General features: G+C 66.6%; 30 protein-coding genes and 2 tRNA genes. 18 read left to right on the plus strand and 14 right to left on the minus strand.

The features are described 5' to 3' along the window. Positions 1–72 precede the first annotated feature (72 nt). A complete protein-coding gene (hmgA, locus tag AC5P8Z_RS10355) occupies positions 73–1,380 on the plus strand; it encodes a homogentisate 1,2-dioxygenase (RefSeq protein ID WP_495228997.1) in 1,308 nt (435 codons plus the stop codon). 49 nt (positions 1,381–1,429) lie between these two features. Here the strand turns inward: hmgA and AC5P8Z_RS10360 are convergent, their stop codons facing one another. Next, positions 1,430–1,969 carry a hypothetical protein gene (locus tag AC5P8Z_RS10360; protein WP_286070200.1) on the minus strand — a complete coding sequence of 180 codons (540 nt, stop codon included), beginning with the start codon at positions 1,967–1,969 and terminating at the stop codon, positions 1,430–1,432. 125 nt (positions 1,970–2,094) lie between these two features. Between AC5P8Z_RS10360 and AC5P8Z_RS10365 the strand changes: the two genes are divergently transcribed. Next, positions 2,095–2,727: a hypothetical protein gene (locus tag AC5P8Z_RS10365; RefSeq protein WP_295567295.1), complete on the plus strand. Its 633-nt coding sequence runs from the start codon at positions 2,095–2,097 to the stop codon at positions 2,725–2,727. 73 nt (positions 2,728–2,800) lie between these two features. After that, entirely contained in the window at positions 2,801–3,760 is a 960-nt protein-coding gene (locus AC5P8Z_RS10370) for a sodium:calcium antiporter (RefSeq protein ID WP_495228998.1), read from the plus strand. A 74-nt stretch (positions 3,761–3,834) separates the two neighbouring features. Here AC5P8Z_RS10370 and AC5P8Z_RS10375 read toward each other — a convergent pair whose 3' ends face one another. The 8 genes from AC5P8Z_RS10375 to AC5P8Z_RS10410 all read right to left on the minus strand — a co-directional run bounded on the left by AC5P8Z_RS10375 (position 3,835) and on the right by AC5P8Z_RS10410 (position 11,802). Further along, the gene (locus AC5P8Z_RS10375) at positions 3,835–4,224 is read right to left on the minus strand and encodes a Na+/H+ antiporter subunit G (protein WP_154264657.1); all 390 of its coding nucleotides are present in this window, start codon (positions 4,222–4,224) and stop codon (positions 3,835–3,837) included. Further along, complete coding sequence (locus AC5P8Z_RS10380; RefSeq protein WP_005411334.1) at positions 4,221–4,505, minus strand: K+/H+ antiporter subunit F; 285 nt, start codon at positions 4,503–4,505, stop codon at positions 4,221–4,223. The genes AC5P8Z_RS10375 and AC5P8Z_RS10380 overlap by 4 nt, the downstream gene beginning before the upstream one ends. After that, complete coding sequence (locus AC5P8Z_RS10385) at positions 4,502–5,008, minus strand: Na+/H+ antiporter subunit E (protein WP_043399391.1); 507 nt, start codon at positions 5,006–5,008, stop codon at positions 4,502–4,504. The genes AC5P8Z_RS10380 and AC5P8Z_RS10385 overlap by 4 nt, the downstream gene beginning before the upstream one ends. After that, positions 5,005–6,540: a monovalent cation/H+ antiporter subunit D gene (locus AC5P8Z_RS10390; protein ID WP_495228999.1), complete on the minus strand. Its 1,536-nt coding sequence runs from the start codon at positions 6,538–6,540 to the stop codon at positions 5,005–5,007. Before AC5P8Z_RS10390 ends, AC5P8Z_RS10385 begins: the two co-directional genes overlap by 4 nt. Further along, a complete protein-coding gene (locus AC5P8Z_RS10395) occupies positions 6,537–6,929 on the minus strand; it encodes a Na+/H+ antiporter subunit C (protein ID WP_049428077.1) in 393 nt (130 codons plus the stop codon). The genes AC5P8Z_RS10390 and AC5P8Z_RS10395 overlap by 4 nt, the downstream gene beginning before the upstream one ends. Next, on the minus strand, positions 6,929–9,757 hold the full coding sequence (locus AC5P8Z_RS10400) for a monovalent cation/H+ antiporter subunit A (RefSeq protein ID WP_495229000.1): 2,829 nt from the start codon (positions 9,755–9,757) through the stop codon (positions 6,929–6,931). Before AC5P8Z_RS10400 ends, AC5P8Z_RS10395 begins: the two co-directional genes overlap by 1 nt. A gap of 333 nt (positions 9,758–10,090) precedes the next feature. Then, a complete protein-coding gene (locus AC5P8Z_RS10405) occupies positions 10,091–10,576 on the minus strand; it encodes an Mpo1 family 2-hydroxy fatty acid dioxygenase (RefSeq protein WP_286070195.1) in 486 nt (161 codons plus the stop codon). A 299-nt stretch (positions 10,577–10,875) separates the two neighbouring features. After that, complete coding sequence (locus AC5P8Z_RS10410) at positions 10,876–11,802, minus strand: phosphoribosylaminoimidazolesuccinocarboxamide synthase (protein WP_049448436.1); 927 nt, start codon at positions 11,800–11,802, stop codon at positions 10,876–10,878. 141 nt (positions 11,803–11,943) lie between these two features. On the opposite strand from AC5P8Z_RS10410, the gene AC5P8Z_RS10415 reads away from it, so the two are divergent. The 10 genes from AC5P8Z_RS10415 to AC5P8Z_RS10460 all read left to right on the plus strand — a co-directional run bounded on the left by AC5P8Z_RS10415 (position 11,944) and on the right by AC5P8Z_RS10460 (position 20,544). Then, the gene (locus tag AC5P8Z_RS10415; protein ID WP_005411327.1) at positions 11,944–12,273 is read left to right on the plus strand and encodes a J domain-containing protein; all 330 of its coding nucleotides are present in this window, start codon (positions 11,944–11,946) and stop codon (positions 12,271–12,273) included. Between the two features lie 57 nt (positions 12,274–12,330). Then, entirely contained in the window at positions 12,331–13,008 is a 678-nt protein-coding gene (gene rpe, locus AC5P8Z_RS10420) for a ribulose-phosphate 3-epimerase (protein WP_286070193.1), read from the plus strand. Positions 13,009–13,020: 12 nt separating this feature from the next. After that, entirely contained in the window at positions 13,021–13,503 is a 483-nt protein-coding gene (locus AC5P8Z_RS10425; RefSeq protein ID WP_286072068.1) for a GNAT family N-acetyltransferase, read from the plus strand. A gap of 247 nt (positions 13,504–13,750) precedes the next feature. After that, positions 13,751–14,701 carry a lipid kinase YegS gene (yegS, locus tag AC5P8Z_RS10430; RefSeq protein WP_286070192.1) on the plus strand — a complete coding sequence of 317 codons (951 nt, stop codon included), beginning with the start codon at positions 13,751–13,753 and terminating at the stop codon, positions 14,699–14,701. A 279-nt stretch (positions 14,702–14,980) separates the two neighbouring features. After that, entirely contained in the window at positions 14,981–16,456 is a 1,476-nt protein-coding gene (gene trpE, locus AC5P8Z_RS10435) for an anthranilate synthase component I (protein ID WP_286070191.1), read from the plus strand. 67 nt (positions 16,457–16,523) lie between these two features. Further along, on the plus strand, positions 16,524–17,324 hold the full coding sequence (locus AC5P8Z_RS10440) for an SIMPL domain-containing protein (RefSeq protein WP_495229001.1): 801 nt from the start codon (positions 16,524–16,526) through the stop codon (positions 17,322–17,324). Positions 17,325–17,326: 2 nt separating this feature from the next. Then, the gene (locus AC5P8Z_RS10445; protein ID WP_495229002.1) at positions 17,327–17,914 is read left to right on the plus strand and encodes an anthranilate synthase component II; all 588 of its coding nucleotides are present in this window, start codon (positions 17,327–17,329) and stop codon (positions 17,912–17,914) included. Between the two features lie 16 nt (positions 17,915–17,930). Further along, complete coding sequence (gene trpD / locus AC5P8Z_RS10450; RefSeq protein WP_495229003.1) at positions 17,931–18,962, plus strand: anthranilate phosphoribosyltransferase; 1,032 nt, start codon at positions 17,931–17,933, stop codon at positions 18,960–18,962. Positions 18,963–19,036: 74 nt separating this feature from the next. Beyond that, positions 19,037–19,831 carry an indole-3-glycerol phosphate synthase TrpC gene (gene trpC / locus AC5P8Z_RS10455; protein WP_197594386.1) on the plus strand — a complete coding sequence of 265 codons (795 nt, stop codon included), beginning with the start codon at positions 19,037–19,039 and terminating at the stop codon, positions 19,829–19,831. Next, on the plus strand, positions 19,828–20,544 hold the full coding sequence (locus tag AC5P8Z_RS10460; RefSeq protein ID WP_286070187.1) for a haloacid dehalogenase-like hydrolase: 717 nt from the start codon (positions 19,828–19,830) through the stop codon (positions 20,542–20,544). Before trpC ends, AC5P8Z_RS10460 begins: the two co-directional genes overlap by 4 nt. Before the next feature lie 97 nt (positions 20,545–20,641). Here AC5P8Z_RS10460 and AC5P8Z_RS10465 read toward each other — a convergent pair whose 3' ends face one another. Both AC5P8Z_RS10465 and crp read right to left on the minus strand, forming a co-directional pair. Next, positions 20,642–21,403, minus strand: a complete 762-nt coding sequence (locus tag AC5P8Z_RS10465) for a sulfite exporter TauE/SafE family protein (protein WP_054172646.1) — start codon at positions 21,401–21,403, stop codon at positions 20,642–20,644. 62 nt (positions 21,404–21,465) lie between these two features. Beyond that, positions 21,466–22,155, minus strand: coding sequence for a cAMP-activated global transcriptional regulator CRP (gene crp, locus AC5P8Z_RS10470; RefSeq protein WP_012481435.1), 690 nt, complete (start codon positions 22,153–22,155; stop codon positions 21,466–21,468). 149 nt (positions 22,156–22,304) lie between these two features. Here crp and speD point away from each other — a divergent pair, with 149 nt between their 5' ends. Then, a complete protein-coding gene (speD, locus tag AC5P8Z_RS10475; protein ID WP_005411315.1) occupies positions 22,305–23,099 on the plus strand; it encodes an adenosylmethionine decarboxylase in 795 nt (264 codons plus the stop codon). A 168-nt stretch (positions 23,100–23,267) separates the two neighbouring features. Next, complete coding sequence (locus tag AC5P8Z_RS10480; RefSeq protein ID WP_005411314.1) at positions 23,268–23,588, plus strand: DMT family transporter; 321 nt, start codon at positions 23,268–23,270, stop codon at positions 23,586–23,588. Between the two features lie 71 nt (positions 23,589–23,659). On the opposite strand, the gene coq7 is transcribed toward AC5P8Z_RS10480, so the two are convergent. Next, a complete protein-coding gene (gene coq7 / locus AC5P8Z_RS10485; RefSeq protein ID WP_286070186.1) occupies positions 23,660–24,304 on the minus strand; it encodes a 2-polyprenyl-3-methyl-6-methoxy-1,4-benzoquinone monooxygenase in 645 nt (214 codons plus the stop codon). A 198-nt stretch (positions 24,305–24,502) separates the two neighbouring features. Here coq7 and rplM point away from each other — a divergent pair, with 198 nt between their 5' ends. Further along, a complete protein-coding gene (gene rplM / locus AC5P8Z_RS10490) occupies positions 24,503–24,931 on the plus strand; it encodes a 50S ribosomal protein L13 (RefSeq protein WP_005414692.1) in 429 nt (142 codons plus the stop codon). Between the two features lie 2 nt (positions 24,932–24,933). Beyond that, positions 24,934–25,326 (plus strand): 30S ribosomal protein S9, encoded by a 393-nt coding sequence (rpsI, locus tag AC5P8Z_RS10495; RefSeq protein WP_005411311.1) that lies wholly within the window; start codon positions 24,934–24,936, stop codon positions 25,324–25,326. A gap of 253 nt (positions 25,327–25,579) precedes the next feature. Here the strand turns inward: rpsI and AC5P8Z_RS10500 are convergent. Then, positions 25,580–25,654 (minus strand) — tRNA-Gln (locus AC5P8Z_RS10500). Between the two features lie 55 nt (positions 25,655–25,709). After that, positions 25,710–25,786, minus strand: a tRNA-Met gene (locus tag AC5P8Z_RS10505). 121 nt (positions 25,787–25,907) lie between these two features. On the opposite strand from AC5P8Z_RS10505, the gene AC5P8Z_RS10510 reads away from it, so the two are divergent. Continuing rightward, positions 25,908–26,528, plus strand: a complete 621-nt coding sequence (locus AC5P8Z_RS10510) for an RNA pyrophosphohydrolase (RefSeq protein ID WP_005411310.1) — start codon at positions 25,908–25,910, stop codon at positions 26,526–26,528. Positions 26,529–26,582: the final 54 nt, after the last annotated feature.

Consider the following 26,582-nt stretch of genomic DNA (forward strand, 5'->3'; position numbering starts at 1 on the left):
GCCTGCCCCTCTGTAGAGCCGAGCCGTGCCCGGCTGCTTTCCGTTCCGGTTTTGCCGTATCCAGGAGCCCCCATGTCCAGCGCCATCACCGCCCGCGGCTACCAGTCCGGCTTCGGCAACGAATTCGCCACCGAGGCCGTTGCCGGTGCGCTGCCGGTCGGGCAGAACTCACCGCAGAAGGTGGCCCACGGCCTGTACGCCGAACAGCTGACCGGCACCGCGTTCACCGCGCCGCGCGGCAGCAACCGCCGCAGCTGGCTGTACCGGATCCGCCCGGCGGTGGCCCATGGCGAGTTCACCCCGTTCGCGCAGTCGCAGCTGCAGTGTGATTTCGGCTCGCAGCCGGCCTCGCCGAACCAGCTGCGCTGGAGCCCGCTGCCACTGCCGGAACTGCCGACCGACTTCGTCGAAGGCCTGTACACGATGGGCGGCAACGGTTCGCCCGATGCGCATGCCGGCGTGGGCATTCATTTGTATGCCGCCAACCGCGACATGGTAGGCCGCTATTTCTACAACGCCGACGGCGAGCTGCTGATCGTGCCGCAGCTGGGCGCGATCCGCCTGCTGACCGAGCTGGGCGTGATCGAGATCGAACCGCAGCAGATCGCGGTGATTCCGCGTGGCGTGCGCTTCCGCGTGGAGCTGCCCGATGGCCCGAGCCGCGGCTACATCTGCGAGAATTACGGCGCGCTGCTGAAGCTGCCCGACCTGGGCCCGATCGGCTCCAACGGCCTGGCCAATCCACGCGACTTCGAGACCCCGCATGCGGCGTTCGAGGATGTGGATGGCGATTTCGAACTGATCGCCAAGTTCGAAGGCCGCCTGTGGCGTGCGCCGATCGACCATTCGCCGCTGGACGTGGTGGCCTGGCACGGCAATTACGCGCCGTACCGCTACGACCTGCGTCGCTTCAACACCATCGGCTCGATCAGCTACGACCACCCGGACCCGTCGATCTTCCTGGTGCTGCATTCGCCCAGCGACACGCCGGGCACCAGCAACATGGACTTCGCGATCTTCCCGCCGCGCTGGCTGGTGGCGCAGAACACGTTCCGCCCGCCGTGGTTCCACCGCAACATCGCCAGCGAGTTCATGGGCCTGGTGCACGGTGCCTACGACGCCAAGGCCGAAGGCTTCGTGCCGGGCGGCGCGTCGCTGCACAACTGCATGAGCGGCCACGGTCCGGATGCACCGACCTTCGACAAGGCGTCCAATGCCGATCTGTCCAAGGCCGACGTGATCAAGGACACGATGGCCTTCATGTTCGAGACCCGCGGGGTGATCCGCCCGACCGCGCAGGCGCTGGCTGCCGGCCATCGCCAGGGCGATTACCAGCAGTGCTGGAACGGCCTGCGCAACAACTTCCGGTCGTCCCGCTAGGTAGGTGGGTGCCGACCGTTGGTCGGCACGGCTGCGCCGGAACCTGCGCTTACGCCACCTCGGCGAAGGCGTCGCAATGCTCCAGCGGCAACGCCTCCAGCAGGCGCTGGCGCACGCGCTGGCAATAGCCATCCGAAGTCAGCGCGGGCAGCAGCTGCATCGCCGACTGCAGCCGCTGCAGCACCTCATCCTCCGCACGCGCCTGCTGCAGATCGCGGAACAGCGCCGCTGCCTGCGGATGCCGCTGCATTTCCAGGATGCCCAGCACGTAGATGCGTGCCGCCACCAGCGAACGGCGACGTTCGACCGGCGTGGCGCTGGTGTTGGTTGGCACCTTCACCGGCGCTGCATTGGCCGGTTCGGCAGCGGCGTGAGGGGGGGCCGCCGCCGTTGCCGTGCCGGTCGCCAGATAGCCCGCCTGCACCAGTTGGATCACCATCGCCGGCGCCTCCTGGCCAAGCAGGCCGGTCAGGTCGGCAACGGTGCGCTGGCCGTCGCACAGGATCAGCAGCCGGCGCTGGCGCATGTCCAGCGGCGCACGGTGGGCCTGCAGCGCGGTTCGGGCGAGATCGGTCTTGCGCGGTTGCATGGAAGGGACAGCCAAGTCGGTGCACGCCGAGCCTGAACGAGGGCGATGAAACGGCGATGACAATGCAGCGCCTGCACGCGCGCTGCGCTAGCGTGCAGCCAACCACGTGCCCGGGAACCGCACCGATGAAGCATCTTCCACTCGCTGGTCTTCTGCTCCTGTCGCTCGCCGCCTGCGGCCGTGCGCCTGAAACACCCGCTGAGGCCCCGGCCAAAGACACGGCGCCGCCCACTGCAGCGGCCGATGCCGATCTGGCGACCCGGTCGCCGGCCGATCCCCGCACCGACAGCCCTGCGCGGCTGGATGGCTACGCCGGCGCGACGCTGGGCGCCGGCATCGCCGAGGTCCGCAGTGGCTTCGGAACACCGCTGCAAGGGCTGGGCACCGACGCTGCCGGCAAGCCATTGCCGGCCGACGACAGCAACGACGGTTGCTACTTCCTGCGTCCGCAGGATGCCGAGGATCCACGCCTGATGATCGAGGCGCGCAAGCTGGTGCGTTACGACGTACGCAGCGCGGCCATCACCGCCCCGGGTGGCGGCAAGGTCGGCATGACGCTGGGTGAGTTGCAGGTACTGTACCCGGAGCGGGCCGATGTCGGCCCTGACAAGTACGACGACAAGGCCCAGCACCTGCGCGTGCGCCCGGCGCAGGAAGGCGCTGCGGTGATCGACTTCGCGCTCGGTGCCGACGGCCGCGTGAGCGCCTGGCGGGTCGGAAAGACCCCGCAGGTCGATTACGCGGAAGGCTGTGGCTGATTCTTGATCGAGGGCCCAGCCCTGCGCGCGGGCCCAGCGTAGAATCGCGCCACGACCGCTGGGGGAGTGCTCGATGATCGCCATTGCCATTGCCTGGTTCCTGCTTGGCCTGCTGCTGCTGGCGCTGGGCGGGGACTCCATCGTCAAGGCCGTCTCCGGCCTGGCCCAACGCTTCGGGGCCACGCTCTTCACTGCGGGCCTGCTGCTGCTCGGGGTGGCCACCTCGTTGCCGGAACTGGCGGTCAACGCGCGCGCACTGGCGGTGGGTCAGCCGGAACTGGCGCTGGGCAATGCGGTGGGCAGCAGCATCGTCAACCTCGGCCTGACCCTGGCCATGGCGGCCATCGCCGCGCCGCTGCTGCTGCGCGCACGCCTGCAGACGGTGCTGTGGTGGTCGTTGCTGGCGGCCGGCGTGCTGCTGATCCTGTTCGGCCTGGATGGCCGCCTGGCGCGTTGGGAAGGTGGCGTGCTGGTGGCCGGCTTCATTGTCGTGCAGGTCGTGCTGCTGCGCCGTGGTCGCAGCGAGAACGCCGAGGTGCAGGCGGCCATCGCCGAATCCGCGCTGAGCCGCACCAGCCTGCCGTTGAACGTGCTGAGGGTGTTGATCGCGGCGCTGGCGCTGTACTGGGGCGCGCGCCTGGTGGTGGGGGCTGCCACCGACTTCGGTGCTGCGCTGGGCTGGACGCCGCTGCTGGTCGGCCTGCTGCCGGTGGCGATCGGCACCGCGCTGCCGGAAGTGGCCACCGCCATCGCCGCCGCGCGCCGCGGGCATGGCGACATGGTGCTGGGCCATGTACTGGGTTCCAGCGCGGTCAACCTGCTGCTGGTGATCGGTGTGATGGCACTGCTGCAGCCGTTGGCACTGCCGGCTTCGTTCGTACGCCTGGAACTGCCCGCGTTGCTGGCGTTCGCGCTGGTGCTGTACCCGATGCTGCGCGGCGACCTGAAGATCAGCCGAGGCGAAGGCGGGATCCTGCTGGTCGCATTCGTCGGCTGGTTCGTGCTGGAGCTGCTGCTGGTGGGCGCGGCATGAGGTAGTGCCGGCCGCTGGCCGGCAACCTCATTGCCTCTGACGGAACCCTTGCCATTGCCGGCCATCGGCCAGCACTACCGGTTCTGCGTGGCTTCTTCTTCCCGCACCGGTTCCGGCGGCGGCAGCTGCTCTTCGGCGGCCGGCTCGTTGCCGGGCAGGCTGGGGCGGGTTTCCATCAGCAGCGACAAAGCGGCCTTGGCCATCATGTGCGCGCTGATCGGTGCGGTGATGAACAGGAACACGGTGATCAGCAGCTCGCGCGGCTGCGGGTCCTGGCCCAGGAAGATGTGGTAGCAGACCGAGCACACCAGCACGCAGCCGACGCCCAGCGTGCTGGCCTTGGTTGGCGCGTGCAGGCGCTTGAAGAAGGTGGACAGCTTCACCAGGCCCAGTGCGCCGACCAGGATGAAGAAGCAGCCGAACAGCAGCAGGATCGACAGGCCGATCTGGATCGCGGTGATCATTCGACGATGTCCCGGCGCAGCACGAACTTGCTCAGCACCACGGTGCTGCCGAAGCCGAGCATGGCGATGATCAGCGCGGCCTCGAAGTAGATCGGCGAGTTGAGGTACATGCCGAACAGCATCAGCTCGGCGATCGCGGTCACCGACAGGGTGTCCAGCGCGAGGATGCGATCGGGCACGGTCGGCCCGCGCAGCAGGCGCCAGGTGGCCAGCAGCATCGCCAGGCCGACCACGTGCATGCACACCACCAGGGTGGTCTGGATGACTTCAAAACCGGTCATGGGAAGATCTCCATCAACGGCGCCTCGTAACGGCGCTTGATCGTATCGATCAGGTCCTGCGGGTCCTCCAGGTGCAGCACGTGCACCAGCAGGTACTTGCGGTCGTCGCTGAGCGCAGCCGAGACCGTGCCCGGAGTCAGCGTGATCATGCTGGTCAGCGCGGCGATGCCGTGGATGTTGGCGATGTCCAGCGGCAGCCAGATGAAGCCCGGATGGATGTTCTTCTCCGGGCCGAGCACCTGCAGGGCGACGCGGATGTTGGACATCAGGATGTCCCACAGGGTCACGCACAGCAGTTTGGGCAGCGGGCGCAGCGTGCCGATGCGGGCGAACTCGCGGTCCAGGCGTGCGGCGAACAGCGGCACCACCACGCCCAGTACCAGCCCCAGCACGATCTGGCCGAGGGTGAAGCTGTCGGACATCAGCAGCCAGAACGCCACCACCATGATGCTGAGCATCGGTGAGGGAATGACGCGGCGGAACAGGGAGCGCTGGGCGGTCATGGCTGGCGGATCTCCGGCGTGGTCGCGCGCAGCTGCTGCACGTACTCACTGGGGTGCAGCAGCTGTGCAGCGGTGGCGTCGGTGTAGCGCATCAGCGGGGCGGCGGCCAGGGTCATGCCGATGCCGTAGCCCAGCAGGATGCAGGCGGCGTACAACTCGACCCGGCGCAGGCGTGCCTTGCGCGGCTTCGGTGCCTCCGGATCGACCGGCGGCACGCGCCAGAACAGGCGGATGCCGCCGCGGGTCAGGCCCATGATCACCAGCAGGCTGCTGACCAGCACCGCGGTCCAGACCGGGCCGGTGTACTGCGCCGGCATGCCGGCCAGCAGCGCGGCCTTGGCCAGGAAGCCGGACAGCGGCGGCAGGCCGGCGACCGATACCGCGCCGACCAGGAACAGCACCGCCGGTGTTTCCTTGCCCGGCATTGGCGCGACCACCTCCTTGCGGTCGCTGGCGCCGCCACGACGGCGACGGATCAGATCGGCGATCAGGAACAGCGCGGCAGCGACGAAGCTGCTGTGCGGCAGGTAGTACAGGCCGGCCGAGAGCACCTGCGGGTTGCCGACCGAGAAGGCGATGAACAGCGTGGCCGCCGAGACGATCACCAGGTACGAGATCAGCACGCGCAGGCGGGTCGCAGCCAGGGCACCGAGGCCGCCGAGCACCAGCGTTGCCACGCCGGCCCACAGCAGCCAGTCTCGGCCGTAGCCGGCCATGGCGCCCGCATCATCGCCGAACCACAGCATCTGGATGCGCAGCACCGAGTACAGGCCGACCTTGGTCATGATCGCGAACAGCGCGGCCACGGCGGCCGGTGCGCGCGAATAGGCTTCCGGCAGCCACAGGTACAGCGGCATCAGCGCGGCCTTGGCGCAGAACACCAGCAGCAACAGGCCCATCGTCGCCTTCACCAGGGTCAGTTGCGCCGGCGGCACTTCGGCGATGCGCTGCGACAGTTCGGCCATGTTCAACGAGCCCAGCGAGGCGTACAGCAGCCCCAGTGCAATCAGGAACAGCGTCGAAGCGGTGACGTTGAACACCACGTAGTGCAGGCCGATGCGCATGCGCAGGCCGCGGCCACCGCTGAGCAGCAGGCCGTAGGAGGCGATCAGCATCACCTCGAAGAACACGAACAGGTTGAAGATATCGCCGGTGAGGAACGCGCCATTGAGGCCCACCAGCTGGAACTGGAACAGCGCATGGAAGTGCGGCGCACGACGGTCCCAGCCCGAGCAGGCATGCAGCAGGCAGGGAATGGCCAGAAGCAGGGTGGTCAGCAGCATCCACGCCGACAGCCGGTCGGCCACCAGCGCGATGCCCAGCCGCGACGGCCAGTCACCCAGCAGGTAGACGTTGATGTCACCGCTGGCCGTGCTGGCAAACAGCAGGCCCACCGCCAACGCCAGCGCCGACAGCGCAGTCCAGGCCACCGCGCGCTGCACCCTGGGGCCGTAGCGACGATGTTCGACGAACAGCGACAGCGCAGCACCCAGCAGCGGAATCAGGATCGGCAGGATCACCAGATGGTTCATGCGCGGTCCTCGCCCTGGCGCGGCGGCACGCTCTCATCCTGCAGGTCGTCGTCGGGCTCGTGGGCGTCCACGTGGTCGCTGTGGTTGTCGCTGCGGCTGCGCATGGCCAGCACGATGCTGACCGCGGTCATCGCAAACGCGATCACGATCGCGGTCAGCACCAGCGCCTGCGGCAGCGGATCGGTGTAGTTGCCGAGGTGGCTGTCCACGCCTTCCTGCAGCACCGGCGCCTTGCCCAGCACCACGCGGCCACCGGCGAAGATCAGCAGGTTGGTGGCGTAGGACAGGAAGGTCATGCCGAGGATCACATCGAAGCTGCGCGCACGCAGCAGCAGGTAGATGCCGATGGCGGTCAGCACGCCGATCGCGGTAGCCAGGGCCAGTTCCATCAGTGCATCTCCCCGGTGCGGGCCGAACGGCGTTGCAGGTCGATCTCACCCTTGCGGGCGGTGCGGGTGCGCGAGGGCTTGATCGTGCCCATCATCGACAGCATCAGCATGGCGCCGCCGAACACCACCAGGTAGACGCCGATGTCGAAACCGATCGCACTGGCCAGCGGCACGTCGCCGATCAGCGGCAGGTGCAGGTCGAGGTGGCCGCTGGTCAGGAACGGCACGCCGAACAGCATCGAGGCGCAGCCGCTGAGCAGGGCGATCAGCAGGCCCATGCCGATGCAGCGGATGTAGTCGAAGCCGAAGCGCGACTCCACCGAGGCAGTGCCCTGGATCACGTACTGGATCAGCAACGGTACCGCCAGCACCAGGCCGGCGATGAAGCCGCCGCCCGGTGCGTTGTGGCCGCGCAGGAACAGGAAGATCGACACCGTCAGGGTCAGCGGGAACATGATCTGCGCCAGGTCGGCCGGTACCGGCAGCTTGATCGGCGGGCCGGGCATGATCTGTTCCGGTGCCATCCGCGTGCGGCGCAGCAGGGCGTGCACCACCAGCGCGGCGATGCCGAACACGGTGATCTCGCCAAACGTATCGAAACCGCGGAAGTCGACCAGGATCACGTTGACCACGTTCTGGCCGTACGCCTCGGGCAGGGCACGGGCGAGCAGCTCGCCGGCCATGGTGTTCGGCGGCAGGGTCATCGCCGAATAGGCCAGCGCGCCAAGCCCGGCACCGGCAACGATCGCGATCACCGCGTCGCGCCGCTTGCGCCAGCGCGGCCGCTCCGGCCCGGACTGCGCGGGCAGGTAGTTCATGCCCAGCAGCATCAGCACCAGGGTGACCATCTCCACCAGCAGCTGGGTCAGCGCCAGGTCCGGCGCGGACAGGAACACGAAGGTCAGCGCCACCATCAGGCCGACGCCGCCGACCAGCAGCACCGCCAGCAGGCGCTGCTTGTAGACGCGCAGGGTAGCCACCGCACAGGCCATCATCACCAGCCACAGCGCCCAGCCCAGCAGTGGGATCGGCTGCGGCCGGGTCCAGTTCGGTGAGGCCGGATGGGCGATGTAGGGCGCGGCGGCCACGGTGATGGCCACCAGCACCAGGCCCAGCAGCATGCGCTGCAGGCTGCCATTGGCGATGCCGTTGGTCAGGCGCATGGCCAGCGCAGAGATCGCGTCCAGCTGCGCGTGGAACACGTTGCGGCCAGTGCTGACGTTGGTCACCGCGTGCAGGTTGATCAGCTTGCGCAGGCCGAAGTACAGCGCCACGCCGCCGACCACGCCTATGGCACTCATCGCCAGCGGCAGGTTGAAGCCGTGCCATACGGCCAGGCTGTACTCGGGCATGGCGCTGCCGAGGATCGACGCCGCAGCGGCATGCAGCACCGGCGCCACGGTCAGTGCCGGTGCCACGCCCACCGCAATACAGATCACCACCAGCAGTTCCACCGGCACCTTCATCCAGCGCGGCGGCTCGTGCGGAACGCGGTCCAGATCATGTGGGCCAGGGCCGAAGAAAGTGTCGTGCACGAAGCGCAGGCTGTACGCCACCCCGAATACGCCAGCCAGCAACGCAGCGATCGACACTGCCGTGCGCATGATTCCCGGGCCCCCGGCCGTGATCGCTTCGGCGAACAGCATTTCCTTGGACAGGAAGCCGTTGAGCAGGGGAATGCCGGCCATCGCCAGCGAGGCGATGATCGCCAGCGCGCTGGTGAACGGCATCAGCTTGCGCAGGCCGCCCAGCTTGCGCATGTCGCGGGTGCCGGTCTCGTGGTCGATGATGCCGGCGGCCATGAACAGCGAGGCCTTGAAGGTGGCGTGGTTGAGGATGTGGAACACGCCGGCCACCACCGCCATCGGCGTGGACAGGCCGAACAGCAGGGTGATCAGGCCCAGGTGAGAGATCGTCGAATAGGCCAGCAGGCCTTTCAGGTCGTGCTGGAAGATCGCGTTCCAGGCACCGATCAGCAGGGTCAGCGCGCCGATGCCGCTGACCGTGTAGAAGAACAGGTCGCTGCCGGCCAGCGCCGGGTGCAGGCGCGCCAGCAGGAACACGCCGGCCTTCACCATGGTGGCCGAGTGCAGGTAGGCCGAAACCGGGGTGGGCGCGGCCATCGCGTGCGGCAGCCAGAAGTGGAACGGGAACTGCGCGCTCTTGGTGAAGATGCCGGCCAGCACCAGGAACAGCGCATACGGATAAAGCGCGCTGGCGCGTATCTGCTCGCCGGCGGCAAGCACGACGTCCAGGTCGAAGCTGCCGACGATGCGGCCGATCAGCAGCACGCCACCGAGCAGGGCCAGGCCACCGCCGCCGGTGATCACCAGCGCCATGCGCGCGCCTTCGCGGGCGTCCTGGCGGTGCGACCAGAAGCCGATCAGCAGGAACGAGCTGATGCTGGTCATTTCCCAGAAGATCATCAGCAGCAGCAGGTTGCCCGACAGCACCATCCCGAGCATGGCGCCCATGAACAGCAGCAGGTAGCAGTAGAAGCGGTGCACGTTGTCCTGCTGGCTCAGGTAGTAGCGCGCATACAGCACCACCAGCGCGCCGATGCCCAGCACCAGCCCGGCGAACATCCAGGCCAGCCCGTCCAGGCGCAGGGTGAAGTCCAGCCCGATCTGCGGCAGCCACGGCACCAGGGTGCGGACCACCTGGCCATCAAGTACAGCGGGCGTCAGCCAGCCGAGGATGGCAAGCCCGCCCAACGGCGCCAACGCCGCCAGCCAGGCAGCAGTCGAGCGCGAACTACGGGGGAAGGCCGCAACAACCGCTGCCATCAGGAACGGCAGGGCCAGCAGCAGGGGCAGGCTGGGGAGCATGCAGGGAATCCATGATTCACGAGCAGGTCAGGGAGGATAACAGGCTGCGAAATGTCGCCGAAACCCATCGAACAGCGATCAATTGCATGTAACGTTCGCTGATTCATTTTTTCTGCGGCGCAACATCGCGTTCCTGCATCGCCTCGCCGGCTGCCCTCGGGAGACACCCTACGCCCACGCAGGGAGACCTCAGGCCCTGTCGCACAGGGGCTGCCGTCGACGGGCGGGCGGTGGGGAGCGGATCACCGGGGCAGGCTGGCAGGGCCGCCGTGGAGTGCGGGTGACGGAATTCGCCCGTTCAGGAAACGACGGCCGCTGCCGGCTGCCGGCACGTCAGTAGCGCCAGTCGAGCTTGCGGTAGAGCTTGGCCATCACCCAGGCCGGGCCGATCAGCAGGTAGGTCAGGTCGGTCAGGAAGCTGGGCTTGCGGCCCTCGAACGTGTGGCCGATGAACTGCGCCACCCAGGCCACCACGAACACGCCTACCGCCAGCCAGCGCAGGGCCTGCAGGCCGATTTCTGCTTCCAGCAGGCGGCACAGGCAGCCGAACACGAAGAACTGGATGAGCATGCCGATGCCCAGCGGGCGCGACAGCTTGTTGTAGAAGCACCAGGCGCTGAACATCGCGAACGCCGACCAGATGCCGTACTGGAACCAGGTGATCAACGGCGGCAGGCACCACAGCAGGGCCACCACCGACCACAGGATGGCCGGTACTGCCACCACGTGGATGCGCTGGTTGATCACGTTCTGGTGGTCGTCGGAATAGCTGGCGAAATAGCGGTCGATCGGCCGCGCAAGCTCGGTGGAGGTCTGCATGCGGCCAGCATACTCCGCCGGGGCAGCGCGGTGATGGGCGGCGAATGGGGAGCGACGGGGTGGGGCGCACCGGGCGGGACCGATGGGGCGGGGGCGACCGGGTAGAGTCGACTGTCAGTCGACTACCGCGCGCAGCGCGGGAATTTTCGCCGTCGGAACGAAGAGCAGTCGACCGTATCCCGGCCGAATTCATCCCAATCAACCGCATCCCGGCCCGATTCCATCCCAGCAGACGCACCGCCGTCGGCGGTCGCGCCTTCAATACGCCCCCAGCCGTTCCGGCCGGGGGCGCAGGGGCATCAGTCGACGCTGATCCCGGCGAGGCGCTGCAGTGCCTCGGCATACTTGGCGCGGGTGCGCTCGATGATCTCCGCCGGGATGTTCGGGCCCGGGGCGGTCTTGCCCCAGTCCAGCGTCTCCAGGTAGTCGCGCACGAACTGCTTGTCGTAGCTCGGCGGGCTGGTGCCCACTTCGTACTCGTCGGCCGGCCAGTAACGCGAGGAATCCGGCGTCAGCATCTCGTCCATGATGTACAGGCGGCCATCGGCATCGGTACCGAACTCGAACTTGGTATCGGCCAGGATGATGCCGCGCTCGCGGGCGTAATCGGCGGCGAACTTGTAGATGCGCAGGGTGGCGTCGCGCACGCGCTCGGCCAGGTCGGCACCGACCTGCTTCACCATCGCATCGAAATCGATGTTCTCGTCATGGTCGCCGACGGCGGCCTTGGTCGAGGGGGTGAAGATCGGCTCGGGCAGCTGCTCGGCCTGGCGCAGGCCGTCTGGCAGGTCGATGCCGCTGACCTTGCCGGTGCGCTGGTAGTCCTTCCAGCCGCTGCCGATCAGGTAGCCGCGGGCGATCGCTTCCACCGGAACCGGCTTCAGCTTGCGGGTGACCACCGCACGCTTGGCGTACAGGGCCGGGTCCACGCCTTCGGGCAGCACGCTGGCCACGTCGATACCGGTCAGGTGGTTGGGCATCAGGTGCGCGGTCTTGGCGAACCAGAAGTTGGACACCTGGCAGAGCATCTCGCCCTTGCCCGGAATCGGGTCGGGCAGCACCACGTCGAACGCCGACAGGCGATCGGTGGCCACCATCAGCAGGTAATCGCCCGGCGGGGTCCCTGCAGGCAGCCGCTCGCGCGGGATATCGAACACATCACGCACCTTGCCGCGATGGCGCAAGGGCAGGCCGGGGAGATCGGATTGCAACAGCGTGGTTGGCACGGGCACTCCTGGGGCGTTGTCGATACGGCTGCCCAACGGACCCGGCGGGCCCGCTGACCAGCGGGCGGCCTAGTGTAAAGCCGTCCGGGCCCGCTGTGACGTAAAATGAGCGTCCATTTCGTCGGTCGCCCCCGGAGCGCCATGCGCTGGTACGGAAAACTGCTCGGATTCATCGCCGGCGCCCTGCTGTTCCGGCCCAATCCCCTGTTCGGCGCGGTGGTCGGCCTATTGATCGGCCACGCCTTCGACTCGGACTGGTTCCGCCTGAACAAGGAGAACCCTTACCGGGAGCTGGGGCTGACTTCCGAGGCCACCGATGCCGAGGTCGAGCGCGCCTACCGCAAGCTGATCTCCCAGTACCACCCTGACAAGCTGGGCGGTGCGGCCCCCGAGCTGCAGCAGCAGGCCGAGCAGAAGTCGCGGCGGATCAACGCCGCCTACGATCGCATCAAGACCCTGCGCAAGCGCTGACCCGACAGTCCCGCCTGCGGGCGGGAGAATCCTTTCCCCGTTCCGAAGGCCCCGGCCATGTCCAACTGCCTCATCGCCCCGTCCATTCTCTCCGCCAACTTCGCCCGTCTCGGCGAGGAAGTCGACAACGTCCTCGCCGCCGGCGCCGACTGGGTCCACTTCGATGTGATGGACAACCACTACGTGCCGAACCTGACCATCGGCCCGATGGTCTGCCAGGCCCTGCGCAAGCACGGCGTGACCGCGCCGATCGACGTGCACCTGATGGTCGAGCCGGTGGACCGCATCATCCCGGACTTCGCCGAGGCCGGTGCCACCTACATCAGCTTCCACCCGGAGGCCAGCCGCCACGTGCACCGCACCATCCAGCTGATCCGCTCGCTGGGCTGCAAGCCGGGCATCGTGCTGAACCCGGCCACCCCGGTGGACATCCTCGACTGGGTGCTGGATGACCTGGACCTGGTGCTGCTGATGTCGGTCAATCCGGGTTTCGGCGGCCAGGCCTTCATTCCGTCGGCGCTGGACAAGCTGCGCGTGGTCCGCCAGAAGATCGATGCCAGTGGCAAGGACATCCGCCTGGAGATCGACGGCGGCGTGAAGGCCGACAACATCGGCGAGATCGCCGCCGCCGGCGCTGACACCTTCGTGGCCGGCTCCGCCATCTTCAACGCCAAGACCAGCTACCCGGACGTGATCGCGCAGATGCGCGCGAACGTTGCTGCGGCAAGGGGCTGAGCCATGGGCACGGTGGCCGTGTTGAACATCCGCCCGGCCACCGTCGCAGACGCTGGCCTGATCCTGCATTTCATCCGCGAGCTGGCCATCTACGAGAAGGCCGAGCATTCGGTGCAGACCGATGAGATCGGCATCGCCGAGAGCCTGTTCGGCGCCGATGCGACAGCTCGCGCGTTGATCTGCGAAGCCGACGGTGAGGCCATCGGCTATGCGGTGTATTTCTACAACTACTCCACCTGGCTGGGCCGCAAGGGCATCTACCTGGAAGACCTGTACGTCAGCCAGGAAAAGCGCGGCGTCGGCGCAGGCAAGGCGCTGCTGAAATACATCGCCCGGCAGGCCGTGGCCGAAGGCTGCGGCCGCTTCGAATGGTCGGTGCTGGACTGGAATATCCCGGCCATCGAGTTCTACACCGCCGCCGGCGCCAAGCCGCAGGACGAGTGGACCGTGTACCGGCTGCAGGGCCAGGCGCTGCACGATTTCGCCAACGGGTGAGGTCTGCGGTGGGTGCGAACCGCAACCCGGTGGGTGCGAACCTTGGTTCGCACGATCCCTGTGCACAAAAAAAGCCACGCCAAACCCCGGCGTGGCCCTGCTGTATTCGTGGGAGGCTGATCCTGCCTCCATCCATCGTCCCTGCTATGGCCTTCCATTCTCCGGTTGCTGAATGACATCTGCGTGACATTCACCGCAGACAAACAGCGCATTGCTAGCCTGTGCGCCCCCGTCCTGGAAGCACCACATGGCCGCACCGCGCTGGCGCCTGATCCTCAATGGCAAATCCGCTGGCAACGATGAGTTGCGCGACGCCGTCGGCCACTGGCGCGGGCAGGGTGTGCAGCTGGAAGTGCGGGTGACCTGGGAGGACGGTGATGCCGAGCGCTACGTGGCGGAGGCGATTGATCACGGCGTGGATGTGATCGTTGCTGCCGGTGGCGATGGCACGCTCAGTGCGGTGGCCGAGACGCTGGCGCATCGCGAGGAGGCGGCGGACATGCTGCCCTCGCTGGCGCTGATCCCGATGGGCACCGCCAACGATTTCGCCACCGCTGCAGGCATCCCGACCGAACCGAAGGAGGCCTTCGCGTTGATCGGGCAGGCCGCGCCACACGCCATTGATCTGTTGCGCGTGGACGCCGATGGCACGCCGTGGTGGTGCGCCAATCTCGCCAGCGGTGGCTTCGGCACGCAGGTTACCGTGGAGACCGATGCTGGGCTTAAGAAGATGCTGGGCGGCCTTGCCTACGTGATCACCGGCATCGCCAAACTGGGGCGGATCGAGTCGATCAACGCGCGCCTGTCGGGGCCGGATTTCGCGTGGGAAGGCGACTTCATCGCCCTCGGCATCGGCAACGGTCGCCAGGCGGGTGGCGGCCAGCAGTTGTGCCCGCAGGCGCTGATCGACGATGGCCTGCTGGATGTAACGGTGCTGCCGGAGCTGGAAGGCGAGGTCACCGCCACCCTTGGCCAGATGTTCAAGGCCGGTACCCAGGCGGCGCTGGAACAGCTGGCCACGCGCGCGCGGCTGCCGTGGCTGCAGATCGAATCGCAGCGCTCGTTGACCCTCAATCTGGATGGTGAGCCGGTGCAGGCCCAGCGGTTCCGCATCGACTGCGTGGCGGGACGGGTGCGCATGCACCTGCCGGCCGGTTGCCCGTTGCTGGCCGGGCAGGGGGGTAGAGTCGACGGTTAGTCGACTGCTTTTCGTTCCGACGGCGTAAAACCCCGCGCTACACGCGCAAGTCGACTGACAGTCGACTCGACCGGTTATCGCGCCGGTCCCCGCCATCAGCCCTGTGCTTTCCCGTGGTTCAGTTTCCCAGGGTTCCCCTCCCGCCGATCCTGCGATACAGTCAAGGGGTGTCCAGCCTGACGACCCCGCATACCCTTTCTTCCGCACGCCGTTGGTGGCGATGGTGGCCCGTTGCCGTCGTCCGCCCCCATAACGCTGTGTCCCGGAAGGAAAGTCGTCTTGAACTCGCATGCTCAGTTTCAGCTGCAGGCCGCTGAAGGCCACACCCATATTCCCGTCGTCCGCGAAGTGCTGTCCGACCTGGACACGCCGCTTTCGGTCTATCTGAAGCTCGCCGACGGCCCCAATACCTACCTGTTTGAATCCGTCGAAGGCGGCGAGCGCTTTGGTCGCTACTCGATCATCGGCCTGCCGGCGCGCCGCGTGTACGCCTTCCACGGCCATACGCTGACCGTGCGCGAGGACGGCCAGGTGGTGGACACCCGCGAGGTGGCCGACCCGTTCGCCGAGGTCGAGGCGCTGCGCAGCGCCCACTCGGTGCCGAAGCTGGACGGCCTGCCGGGCTTCACCGGTGGCCTGGTTGGTTGGTTCGGTTTCGAGTGCATCGGCTACATCGAACCGCGCCTGGCGCCGCCGGCCGGCCGTGATGAGCTGGGCACCCCGGACATCCTGCTGCTGGACTCCAACGAGCTGGCGGTGTTCGACAACCTCAAGGGCCGCCTGTACCTGATCGTGCATGCCGACCCGCGCGTCGAGGGCGCGTTCGAGCAGGCGCAGGCGCGCCTGGATGCACTGACCGCCAAGCTGCGTGCACCGGGGGCCGGTTATCCCGCCCCGCTCAACAGCGATGTGCTGGACGAGTCCGATTTCGTCTCCGGTTTCACCCGCGAAGGCTTCGTCGATGCGGTCCAGCGCAGCAAGGAATACATCCGGGCCGGCGACATCTTCCAGGTGGTGCTGAGCCAGCGCCTGAGCGTGCCGTTCAAGGCGCGCCCGGTGGATGTGTACCGTGCGCTGCGTGCATTGAATCCGTCGCCGTACATGTATTTCCTCGATGTCGGCGACCTGCAGGTGGTCGGTTCGTCGCCGGAAATCCTGGTGCGCCTGCAGGATGGTGAAGTGACCGTGCGCCCGATTGCCGGCACCCGTCCGCGCGGTGCCACCGTCGAGCAGGACCTGGCCCTGGAAGCCGAACTGCTGGCCGATCCGAAGGAACGCGCCGAGCACCTGATGCTGATCGACCTCGGCCGCAACGATGCCGGCCGCGTGTCCAGGGCTGGCACTGTGGAAGTGGGCGAGCAGTTCGTGATCGAGCGCTACAGCCACGTCATGCACATCGTCAGCGAAGTGACCGGGCAGCTGCAGCCGGGCCTGAGCTACGCCGACGTGCTGCGTGCCACCTTCCCGGCTGGCACGGTCAGCGGCGCGCCGAAGATCCGCGCGCTGGAAGTGATCCGCGAGCTGGAACCGATCAAGCGCAATGTGTACGCCGGCAGCATCGGCTACATCGGCTGGCATGGCGATGCCGATACTGCGATCGCGATCCGCACTGCGGTCATCAAGGATGGCCGCCTGTACGTGCAGGCCGGCGCCGGCATCGTCTACGACTCGGACCCTGACAAGGAATGGGACGAGACGATGAACAAGGGCCGCGCGCTGTTCCGCGCCGTCGCCCAGGCTGCCAAGGGCCTGTGAGCCTTTCCGTGCCGTGGCCTGCGCCGCGGCACCTCCTGCTGTTCCCATTCAAGACAAGGAGTACCGCATGAAGCTGCTGAGCGCATTGCTGTGGTCGTTACTGCTGGCCACGATGGCCCCGTCTGCGTGGGCACAGGCCAATACCATTCCTTCGCAGCCGCACCTGCTGGTGAAGGGCAGTGCCACCCGCACCGTCATGCCGGACCGCTTCACCGTGAAGGTGGCGCTGGCGTCGGTCGACATGCAGACCAGCGTTGCCCGCCAGCGCGTGCAGGGAAATACCGAGCGGGTACTGCAGCTCTTCGAGAAGCATGGCGCCCTGAAGGACAGCGTGCGTGCGGACAACCTGAGCATCACGCCGTCGACGCGTTACCGCGATGATGAAGAGGTGTTCAACGGAATCGAGGCGAGCCGCAGCCTGACGGCATCGTTTGCCAGTGCCGAAGCACTGAAGGACTTCCTGGGTGATCTGAAGGCCAGCCGCGAAGTGCAGGTGAGCACGGCCGTGCCCACCTATGCCAACGCGGCCCGTCTGCGCGCCGAACTGAAGGCCGAGGCCGCTGCCGAGACCCGCGCATCGGCGAAGGGGCTGGCCGGCGCTTATGGCGCGAAGATCACCGGCCTCTACAGCATCTCCGATGTGGCCCCCAGTTTCGCCTACGGCGTGCAGGCAGGCAGTTGGCCGACTGCAGGCCCGGCCGCAGGCGCAGACGGCTATGCAGACGGCGAGAGTACCGCACTGGATCGGATACAGGTCACTGGCAGCCGCGCGGCGCCGGCGCCGGCGGCTGGCGAACTGCTGGTGGCCGCGCCCATCACCTACACCGAAAACGTATACGCCATTTTCCTGATAAGCGACGGAACCTGACCATGTTGTGGATGATCGACAACTACGACAGCTTCACCTACAACCTCGTGCAGTACCTGCAGACGCTGGGCACCGAGGTGAAGGTGGTGCGCAACGATGCGATGAGCGTGGACGAGATCGCTGCGCAGAAGCCCGAGCGCATCGTCATCTCGCCCGGCCCGTGCACGCCCAACGAGGCGGGCGTGTCGCTGGAGCTGATCGAGCGCCTGGGCCCGACCACGCCGATCCTCGGCGTGTGCCTGGGCCACCAGGGCATCGGCCAGGTCTACGGCGGCACGGTCATCCGTGCCGGCAACATCATGCACGGCAAGACCTCGCCCATCCGCCACGAAGGCAAGGGCGTGTTTGCCGGCCTGCCGGACCGCTACCAGGCCACCCGCTACCACTCGCTGGTGGTGGACAAGAACAGCCTGCCCGATGTGCTGGAAGTGACCGCCTGGACCGAGAACGACGACGGCTCGATCGAAGAGATCATGGGCCTGCGCCATCGCCAGTTCCCGGTGGAAGGCGTGCAGTTCCACCCCGAATCCATCCTCACCGAACACGGCCACGCCCTGCTGCGCAATTTCCTGCAGCGCCCGGCGGCCTGATCCAAGGAGCATTCCCATGAGCTTCTCCCCCCAGGAAGCCCTGCACCGCACCATCGAACACCGCGAAATCTTCTTCGACGAAATGGTCGACCTGATGCGGCAGATCATGCGCGGCGATGTCTCGCCTATGATGACCGCCGCAATCCTCACCGGGCTGCGCGTGAAGAAGGAGACCGTGGACGAAATCGCCGCGGCGGCCACCGTGATGCGCGAATTCGCCCGGCCAGTGCCGGTGGCCGATACCTCCAACCTGGTGGATATCGTCGGCACCGGTGGCGATGGCTCGCACACCTTCAACATCTCCACCTGTTCGATGTTCGTGGCCGCTGCTGCAGGCGCGCGCGTGGCCAAGCATGGCAACCGCAGCGTGTCGTCCAAGTCCGGCAGCGCCGATGCACTGGAAGCGCTGGGCGCAGTGATCGAACTGCAGCCGGACCAGGTGGCCGCTGCGATCGACCGGACCGGCATCGGCTTCATGTTCGCGCCGATCCATCATCCGTCGATGAAGGTCGTCGCGCCGGTGCGCCGCGAAATGGGCGTGCGCACCATCTTCAACATCCTCGGCCCGCTGACCAATCCAGCAAGCGCGCCCTCGGTGCTGATGGGCGTGTTCCATCCCGACCTGGTGGGTATCCAGGCACGCGTGCTGCGTGAGCTGGGCACCGAGCGTGCGATGGTGGTCTGGGGCCGCGACAACATGGATGAGATCTCGCTGGGCGCCGGCACCCTGGTCGGCGAACTGCGCGACGGCAAGGTGCGCGAGTACGAGATCCACCCGGAAGACTTCGGCATCGCCATGTCGGCCAGCCGCAACCTGCGCGTGGACGGCCCGGAGCAGTCCATCCAGATGCTGCGCGCCGTGCTGGACAACGAGCCCGGCCCGGCGCTGGACATCGTCGCGCTGAATGCTGGCGCCGCGCTGTACGTGGCCGGCGTGGCCAGCGATATCGGTGACGGCCTGGCCCGCGCACGTGCCGCCATCGCCAACGGCAGCGCCCGCCAGCGCCTGCAGCAGTATGTGGAGACCACCCACGCGCTGGTTGCCTGAGCGCGCGGTTCAGCCTGACCCTCTTGATGGCCGATAATGGCCGTCCTCACCGCCCCCGCACCGAACCGAAGACGATGAGCGACATCCTGCAGACGATCCTGGCCCGCAAGGCCGAAGAAGTGGCCCAGCGCCGTGCCCAGCGCCCGCTCGAGGCGCTGCAGGCCGCACTGGCAAGCGCCCCGCCGGTACGTGGCTTCGTGCGCGCGCTGCAGGCGGCCGTGGCCAACGGCGACCCGGCGGTGATTGCCGAGGTGAAGAAGGCCAGCCCGTCCAAGGGCGTGATCCGCCCGGACTTCCGCCCGGCCGACATCGCCGTCAGCTATGAATTCGGCGGCGCCAGCTGCCTGTCGGTGCTGACCGACATCGATTTCTTCCAGGGCGCCGACGCCTACCTGCAGCAGGCGCGCGAAGCCTGCACGCTGCCGGTGCTGCGCAAGGACTTCGTGATCGACGCCTACCAGGTGTACGAAGCGCGCGTGCTGGGCGCCGACTGCATCCTGCTGATCGTCGCTGCACTGGACGACACCCAGCTGGCCACCCTGTCCGAACTGGCCCTGTCGCTGGGCATGGACGTGCTGGTGGAAGTGCATGACATCGACGAACTGGAGCGCGCACTGCAGGTGCCGGCGCCGATGATCGGCATCAACAACCGCAACCTGCGCACCTTCGAGGTCTCGCTGCAGACCACGCTGGACATGCAGAACGCCGTGCCGCGCGACCGCCTGCTCGTGACCGAAAGCGGCATCCTCGGCCCGCAGGACGTGGCCCTGATGCGCGATGCCGGCATCCATGCCTTTCTGGTCGGCGAGGCCTTCATGCGCGTGGAAGAGCCGGGCGAGGGCCTGCGTCAGCTATTCTTCGCAGCATGACAACGCACTATCCAACGCCGCGCGGGGATGCGCCGCTGGTGGTCTTCGACTTCGACCACACCCTCTACGACGGCGATTCGGGCACCCACCTGTTCGCCTCGCTGATCAAGCGCAACCCGCTGCGCATGCTGGCCGCCCTGCTGGTGACGCCGATTGCCGGGCCGCTGGTGGCGATGCTGCCGACCCGGCGTACCGGTATTTCGGTCTATGTGTGGATCGGCAGTTTCGGCCTGCACCGTGCGCGCGATTTCAACAAGGTGATCGACGCCTACGTGCTGCGCAACGAGGCGCAGATGCGCGCCAAGCTGCTGCCGCAGGCGCTGGAGGTCTTTGCGGCCCACCGCGCCAAGGGTGACCGCGTGGTGGTTGCCACCGGCGCGCCGCCGGAACTGGCTCGCGCCATCCTGGCCTTCGTGGCCCACCAGGACGTACCGGTGATCGGCACCGAGGTCGGCCCGCGACTGGGTGGCGTCGGCCCGACCCGCCACTGCCACAACGAAGAGAAGATGCGCATGCTGCGCGAGCGCGGCTACGGCGAGATCGACATCGCGTATTCGGACAGCACCGCCGATCTGCCGCTGCTGCTGGCCGCCAAGGCGCCGGTGGTGGTGAACCCGAAGCGCTCCAAGGTGGATTTCTTCCGCAGCGTGCTGCCGGCCGGCACCCGCATCCTCAACTGGGGCTGCGTCGACCGCGGCGGCGACAAGGCCTGACCCGCGCCTGTTGTAGAGCCGAGCCATGCTCGGCTGCTCTTCGTTGCGGGATCCGTGTGTCCGCAGCCGAGCATGGCTCGGCTCTACAGGAGATGCTTCAGCGGTAGAGGTGCCCGTACACCGCATGGCCGATCTGGAACAGGCTGATGCCCAGCACCAGCACACCAACGGCCACCAGCACCCAGCGCTCCTTCACCCGCTTGACCAGGATCGCCGCTACCGGTGCGGCCATCATGCCGCCGATCAGCAGGCCGGCAACGATCTGCAGGTGCTGCACGCCCATCGACAGCAGGAAGGTGGCCGAGATGGTCAGGGTGACGATGAACTCGGCGGCGTTGACCGTACCGATGGTGGTGCGCGCCTGGCCGCCGCGGGCGAGCAGGGTGGACGTGGCCACCGGCCCCCAGCCACCGCCGCCACTGGCGTCCAGCAGGCCGGCGAAGAAGCCCAGCACCGGTACCCGGCGGATCTCGCCCTTGGGCATCCAGCGCCCGGCGGCGCGGGCCAGGATGATGATCGCCAGCACCAGCAGGTACAGGTAGATCAATGGCCGGATGATGTCGCCGGGGATCTGGGTGAGTACGTAGGCGCCCACCGCGCCGCCCACCGCGCCGGGCAGGGCCAGGCGCAGGAACAGGCGTTTATCGACATTCCCGGCGGCGAGGTGCGACACACCCGAGGCGCCGGTGGTGAACACTTCCGCGGTGTGGATGCTGGCGCTGACCTGCGCCGGCGGCAGGCCCATGCTCAGCATCACCGACGATGAGACCAGGCCGAAAGCCATGCCCAGCGCGCCGTCGACCAGTTGCGCGCCGAGGCCGATGAGGATGAACCACCAGAATTCGCTGCTCAGTTCCATGCACCGAGCCTAGCGCGCGAAGGAGTGCGGACCAAGGTCCGCACCCACCGGGTGCTCAACGGTCAACGGGTGCCGTACAGCACCACGGTCTTGCCGCGTGCATGCAGCAGGCCGTCGGTCTGCAGCTTCTTCAGTACGCGGCCAGCCATTTCGCGCGAGCAGCCGACCAGGCGGGCCAGTTCCTGGCGCGACACGCGCAGCTGGCTGCCCTGCGGATGGCTCATCGCTTCCGGTTCCTGGGCCAGGTCGTGCAAGGTGCGCACGATCCGGTCGGTGACGTCCAGGAATGCCAGGCGGCTGGCCTTGCGGCTGGTATCGAGCAGGCGCTTGGAGATCTGCTGGCCCAGCGCGTACAGCAGGCGGGGGGCATCAGCCGACAGCGGGCCGAGGAACAGCTGGTGCAGGCGCTCGTAGCTGATTTCGGCCAGCTCGCAGGCGGTACGGGTCCGCAGGATCACCTCGCGGCGGTCCGATTCGACGAACAGGCCCATTTCGCCAACGAACTCGCCGGCACCGAAGTAGCCCAGCACAAGCTCGCGATCGTCATCTTCCTCGGCCATGATCGAAACCGAGCCGCTGACAACGTAGTACAGGGTTCCCGCCGGGTCACCGGGTCGGAAGACGTCGGTACGGGTGGGATATCGCCGCCGGTGGCTGTGCGCCAGGAAACGATCGATGGTGGCGATATCCAAGGCCAGTGGACTGCTAGCTAGGCGCACGGTTGACACGATAGGAGCGCTCCCTCTGCGCATGAACGGATTCACGGGGTCGATAGCGGAGCTTAACCAGCGCAATTGTTAAGGGCAAACAGTGTGCCAGAACTCTTGCGTCTTCACGTTCCCCCCGGGGGCAGTTTGCCCCATAATTCCCCCTTTCCCTTCTTACACAGGAATCGACCGCCGTGGTCAAGCCGTTGCCTCGCCTGAGGCTGCAGGGTTTCAACAACCTCACCAAGGCGCTGAGCTTCAACATCTATGACGTGTGTTACGCGCGCACCGAAGAGGAGCGTCAGCGTTACATTGAATACATCGATGAAGAGTACAACGCCGACAGGCTGACTCAAATCTTGACCGATGTCGCCGAGATCATCGGCGCCAACATCCTGAACGTGGCCCGCCAGGACTACGACCCGCAGGGTGCCTCGGTGACCATCCTGATCTCCGAAGAGCCGGTGATCGACAAGAAGCTGGCCGGCAAGGAGCTGATCTCCGATGCCGTGGTCGCGCACATGGACAAGAGCCACATCACTGTCCACACCTACCCGGAAACCCATCCGCAGGAAGGTATCGCCACGTTCCGCGCGGATATCGACGTGGCCACCTGTGGCGTGATTTCCCCGCTGAAGGCCCTGAACTACCTGATCGAAAGCCTTGAGTCGGACATCGTGATCATGGACTACCGCGTCCGTGGCTTCACCCGCGATGTGAAGGGCAAGAAGCACTTCATCGACCACAAGATCAACTCGATCCAGAACTTCCTGGCCAAGAACATCAAGTCGCGTTACGAGATGTTCGACGTCAACGTCTACCAGGAAAACATCTTCCACACGAAGATGCACCTGAAGGACTTCGACCTGGACCAGTACCTGTTCGAGGAAAAGGCCAAGAACCTGTCGTTCAAGGAACGCATGAAGATCGAAGCGCTGCTCAAGCGCGAGATCGAAGAGCTGTTCCACGGCCGGAACCTGTCCGAGTAAGCCCCATGCGCGATGCCCGCAGGCATCGCCGCCCAGGCGGGACGACCCGCCCCGTGGAACTGGTGTCGCGCAGGCGATATGGTTCCACGGTGATGTACCGACCCACGGCCCGGTGTGAAAACACCGGGCCGTTTCGTTTTTTTCAAGAAAGGTAAGGAGCCCCCACCCATGCCCTGGATCTACCTGCTGCTGGCCGGCCTGTTCGAGATCGGTTTCGCCCTCGGAATGAAGTACTCCGAAGGCTTCAGCAAACCCCTGCCCACCGCTGCCACGGTAGTGTCCGCGCTGATCAGCCTGTACCTGATGAGCCAAGCGATGAAGAGCATCCCGGTTGGTACGGCCTATGCGATCTGGACCGGTATCGGCGCCATGGGCGTGGCGGTGCTGGGCATCTACCTGTTCAACGACAGCGCATCGCCGGCCCGCCTGGCATGCGTGGGGCTGATCGTGGCCGGCGTGATCGGCCTGAAGCTGGTTTCGCCCAACTGATTGACGGGCGCGATCCATGATGGGGTCAGAGCGCTTTTCCGATGGAAAAGGGATCCGACCCCGTGTCGCGGCTACAACCGGTAGGCGATGGTCTTCATCATCTTGGAGGCCAGCGCCATCGCCCCGGGAATCGGGAATGGCAGGCGGCGTGCGCCGGCCTGCTCGGCGTGGTCCGCGTGGCGGGCCTCGTCTTCCTTCATTACCGCGATGACCGCGCGGCTGCGCAGGTCCCCGGCCGGCAGGTCGACCAGGTGCTCGTCCAGATGGGCCTCCACCTGGCGCTCGGTCTCGACCACGAAGCCCAGGTTCCAGCCGTCGCCGCGCAACCCGGCCAGGGTGCCGATGGTGTAGCTGCCGGCGTACCACAGCGGATTGAACAGGCTCGGACGGCTGTCCAGCTCACCCAGCCGGGTGGCGCACCAGGCCAGGTGGTCGGTTTCTTCCTGCGCCGCTTCCAGCAGGTGTTCACGCGTGGCCGGGTCGCGGGCCACGGCCGCCTGGCCGAAGTACAGGCCCTGCGCGCAGACTTCGCCCACGTGGTTGATCCGCATCAGGCCCGCGGCATGGCGCCGCTCGGCGCTGTCCATGCCGGGTTCGTCGGTGTCCGCCGCCGGGTAGGGGCGGGCCGCCGGCGGATTGCCGAACACCGTGTCCAGGGCGCGCTGCGCCTCGGTCAGCAGGTGGTCCAGTGGGGTGGTCTGGCGGAGCACGGGCATGGCAGTAAGCGGTGGGGCGGAAGACCCCTCGATTCTCGCCCGGCCCCGCGCCCCTGCCAACCCGGCACTGGGGCAGGGTTGCGTGCGCCCTGCAAGGTGAGTACAATCCCGCCTCTTACGCTTCACCTTTTCACAACGCGTGGCAGAGTTCCGGCGAGCCTTTCGCCGCAATGAGCCCGACCTAACCTAGAGTTCTTCATGAGCACTTTCACTGCCAAGAACGAGACCGTCCAGCGCGACTGGTACCTCGTCGACGCCGAGGGCAAGACCCTGGGCCGTCTCGCCACCGAGCTGGCCCGCCGTCTGCGTGGCAAGCACAAGCCGGTCTACACCCCGCACGTTGATACCGGCGACTACCTGGTCGTCATCAATGCAGAAAAGATTGCCGTCACCGGCAAGAAGCTGCAGGACAAGATGTATCACCGTTTCACCGGCTACATCGGCAACCTGAAGACCGAGTCCCTGGCCCAGGCGCTGGAGCGCCACCCGGAGCGCGTGATCGAGATCGCCGTGAAGGGCATGCTGCCGAAGGGCCCGCTGGGTCGCCAGATGTACCGCAAGCTCAAGGTCTACGCCGGCACTGAGCATCCGCACGCCGCACAGCAGCCGCAGGTTCTGGATATCTAATCATGGCTATCACTCAAAACTACGGCACTGGCCGCCGCAAGTCCTCCACCGCTCGCGTGTTCCTGCGCAAGGGTTCGGGCAACATCACCGTCAATGGCCGTCCGCTGGACGAGTTCTTCGGTCGTGAGACCGCGCGCATGATCGTGCGCCAGCCGCTCGAGCTGACCAAGAACACCGAAAGCTTCGACATCCTGGTCACCGCCGCTGGCGGCGGCACCACCGGCCAGGCCGGTGCGATCCGCCTGGGCATCGCTCGTGCTCTGGTCGAGTACGACGAAACCCTGAAGTCCGAGCTGCGCAAGGCCGGCTTCATGACCCGTGACGCCCGTGAAGTCGAGCGTAAGAAGGTCGGTCTTCACAAGGCCCGCCGCGCCACCCAGTTCTCCAAGCGCTGATTTACCGCGCCTGGTTGGGCTCCTTCGGGAGCCCGCTGGATGGAAACGCAAAAGCCCGGCTTCGGCCGGGCTTTTGTCGTTCTGGGGGTGTGCATTGGAGAGAGTGAGGTCAGGGCCTTTCCCTGCGGAAAAGATCCGACCCTGTGTCTCCTGTAGAGCGAGCCGATGCTCGCCTGCTCCTGGTCGGTGGTATGCGTGACCTAAACTAAACGCAAAAGGCCAGATCGAAAGATCTGGCCTTTTGCGTTTAATTTGGCTGCCCCGGATGGATTCGAACCACCGAATGCCTGAGTCAGAGTCAGGTGCCTTACCGCTTGGCGACGGGGCAAAACGTGCAACTATTTTCTCACTTTTCACACTGAAAAACAACTTGATTTTCAGTGTGGTGGCTATGGGTGGACTCGAACCACCGACCCCAGCATTATGAGTGCTGTGCTCTAACCGGCTGAGCTACATAGCCTTGGTGAGCCCGCTATTCTGCGGATGTGTATCGCCCCTGTCAACACTTTTGTATCGCGCTTGTGGGCCGACAGAGGGCATGGGATAGTCCCGACCAGTAGATTTTCTTAGGAGTCCGCATCGTGATCGATCCGGACGGCTATCGACCGAACGTCGGCATCGTGCTGATGCGGCAGGACGGCCAGGTGTTCTGGGCACGACGCGTGCGCCGGGATGGTTGGCAGTTCCCGCAGGGAGGCATGAACACCGACGAGACGCCTGTCGAGGCCATGTATCGTGAACTGCAGGAAGAGACCGGCCTGCTGCCTGAGCATGTGGAAGTGCTCGGGGCAACGCCCGGCTGGCTGCGCTACAAGCTGCCGGCGCGGGCCATCCGCCGCAACGAGCGGCAGGTCTGCATCGGCCAGAAGCAGGTCTGGTTCCTGCTGCGCCTGACCGGCGACGAATCCCACGTGAAGCTGGACCACACCGACTCGCCCGAGTTCGACCACTGGCGCTGGGTGGACTTCTGGTATCCGGTGGAGCACGTGGTGATGTTCAAGCGCGGCGTCTACGCGCGTGCCTTGCGACATCTGGCGCCGCTGGCGCGCGGGGTGGCCGGGCAGGGGGTGACCGCCATGCCCAAGAGTGCCGCCGAGGCCTGGATGCCGGGCCACACCGCCGGCCATGACCGCCCGCGCAAGCGCCCGCGCACCCGCGGCTACTGGCCGAAGAAGGCGACGGGCGACGGCCCGGCGAGCTGACCGGCTGAACGGTATCGAGAATGGTTCAGGTCTATGATTGACAACCATTCTCGT

It is taken from the genome of Stenotrophomonas sp. YJH_SMC_17 (genome assembly GCF_059371655.1).

What these genes read in the sequence shown, in the direction of transcription:
- hmgA (WP_495228997.1), top strand. Translation starts at nt 73, where the DNA reads ATGTCCAGCGCCATCACCGCCCGCGGCTACCAGTCCGGCTTCGGCAAC.
- AC5P8Z_RS10360 (WP_286070200.1), bottom strand. Translation starts at nt 1,969, where the DNA reads ATGCAACCGCGCAAGACCGATCTCGCCCGAACCGCGCTGCAGGCCCAC.
- AC5P8Z_RS10365 (WP_295567295.1), top strand. Translation starts at nt 2,095, where the DNA reads ATGAAGCATCTTCCACTCGCTGGTCTTCTGCTCCTGTCGCTCGCCGCC.
- AC5P8Z_RS10370 (WP_495228998.1), top strand. Translation starts at nt 2,801, where the DNA reads ATGATCGCCATTGCCATTGCCTGGTTCCTGCTTGGCCTGCTGCTGCTG.
- AC5P8Z_RS10375 (WP_154264657.1), bottom strand. Translation starts at nt 4,224, where the DNA reads ATGATCACCGCGATCCAGATCGGCCTGTCGATCCTGCTGCTGTTCGGC.
- AC5P8Z_RS10380 (WP_005411334.1), bottom strand. Translation starts at nt 4,505, where the DNA reads ATGACCGGTTTTGAAGTCATCCAGACCACCCTGGTGGTGTGCATGCAC.
- AC5P8Z_RS10385 (WP_043399391.1), bottom strand. Translation starts at nt 5,008, where the DNA reads ATGACCGCCCAGCGCTCCCTGTTCCGCCGCGTCATTCCCTCACCGATG.
- AC5P8Z_RS10390 (WP_495228999.1), bottom strand. Translation starts at nt 6,540, where the DNA reads ATGAACCATCTGGTGATCCTGCCGATCCTGATTCCGCTGCTGGGTGCT.
- AC5P8Z_RS10395 (WP_049428077.1), bottom strand. Translation starts at nt 6,929, where the DNA reads ATGGAACTGGCCCTGGCTACCGCGATCGGCGTGCTGACCGCCATCGGC.
- AC5P8Z_RS10400 (WP_495229000.1), bottom strand. Translation starts at nt 9,757, where the DNA reads ATGCTCCCCAGCCTGCCCCTGCTGCTGGCCCTGCCGTTCCTGATGGCA.
- AC5P8Z_RS10405 (WP_286070195.1), bottom strand. Translation starts at nt 10,576, where the DNA reads ATGCAGACCTCCACCGAGCTTGCGCGGCCGATCGACCGCTATTTCGCC.
- AC5P8Z_RS10415 (WP_005411327.1), top strand. Translation starts at nt 11,944, where the DNA reads ATGCGCTGGTACGGAAAACTGCTCGGATTCATCGCCGGCGCCCTGCTG.
- rpe (WP_286070193.1), top strand. Translation starts at nt 12,331, where the DNA reads ATGTCCAACTGCCTCATCGCCCCGTCCATTCTCTCCGCCAACTTCGCC.
- yegS (WP_286070192.1), top strand. Translation starts at nt 13,751, where the DNA reads ATGGCCGCACCGCGCTGGCGCCTGATCCTCAATGGCAAATCCGCTGGC.
- AC5P8Z_RS10440 (WP_495229001.1), top strand. Translation starts at nt 16,524, where the DNA reads ATGAAGCTGCTGAGCGCATTGCTGTGGTCGTTACTGCTGGCCACGATG.
- AC5P8Z_RS10445 (WP_495229002.1), top strand. Translation starts at nt 17,327, where the DNA reads ATGTTGTGGATGATCGACAACTACGACAGCTTCACCTACAACCTCGTG.
- trpD (WP_495229003.1), top strand. Translation starts at nt 17,931, where the DNA reads ATGAGCTTCTCCCCCCAGGAAGCCCTGCACCGCACCATCGAACACCGC.
- trpC (WP_197594386.1), top strand. Translation starts at nt 19,037, where the DNA reads ATGAGCGACATCCTGCAGACGATCCTGGCCCGCAAGGCCGAAGAAGTG.
- AC5P8Z_RS10460 (WP_286070187.1), top strand. Translation starts at nt 19,828, where the DNA reads ATGACAACGCACTATCCAACGCCGCGCGGGGATGCGCCGCTGGTGGTC.
- AC5P8Z_RS10465 (WP_054172646.1), bottom strand. Translation starts at nt 21,403, where the DNA reads ATGGAACTGAGCAGCGAATTCTGGTGGTTCATCCTCATCGGCCTCGGC.
- crp (WP_012481435.1), bottom strand. Translation starts at nt 22,155, where the DNA reads ATGCGCAGAGGGAGCGCTCCTATCGTGTCAACCGTGCGCCTAGCTAGC.
- AC5P8Z_RS10480 (WP_005411314.1), top strand. Translation starts at nt 23,268, where the DNA reads ATGCCCTGGATCTACCTGCTGCTGGCCGGCCTGTTCGAGATCGGTTTC.
- coq7 (WP_286070186.1), bottom strand. Translation starts at nt 24,304, where the DNA reads ATGCCCGTGCTCCGCCAGACCACCCCACTGGACCACCTGCTGACCGAG.
- rplM (WP_005414692.1), top strand. Translation starts at nt 24,503, where the DNA reads ATGAGCACTTTCACTGCCAAGAACGAGACCGTCCAGCGCGACTGGTAC.
- rpsI (WP_005411311.1), top strand. Translation starts at nt 24,934, where the DNA reads ATGGCTATCACTCAAAACTACGGCACTGGCCGCCGCAAGTCCTCCACC.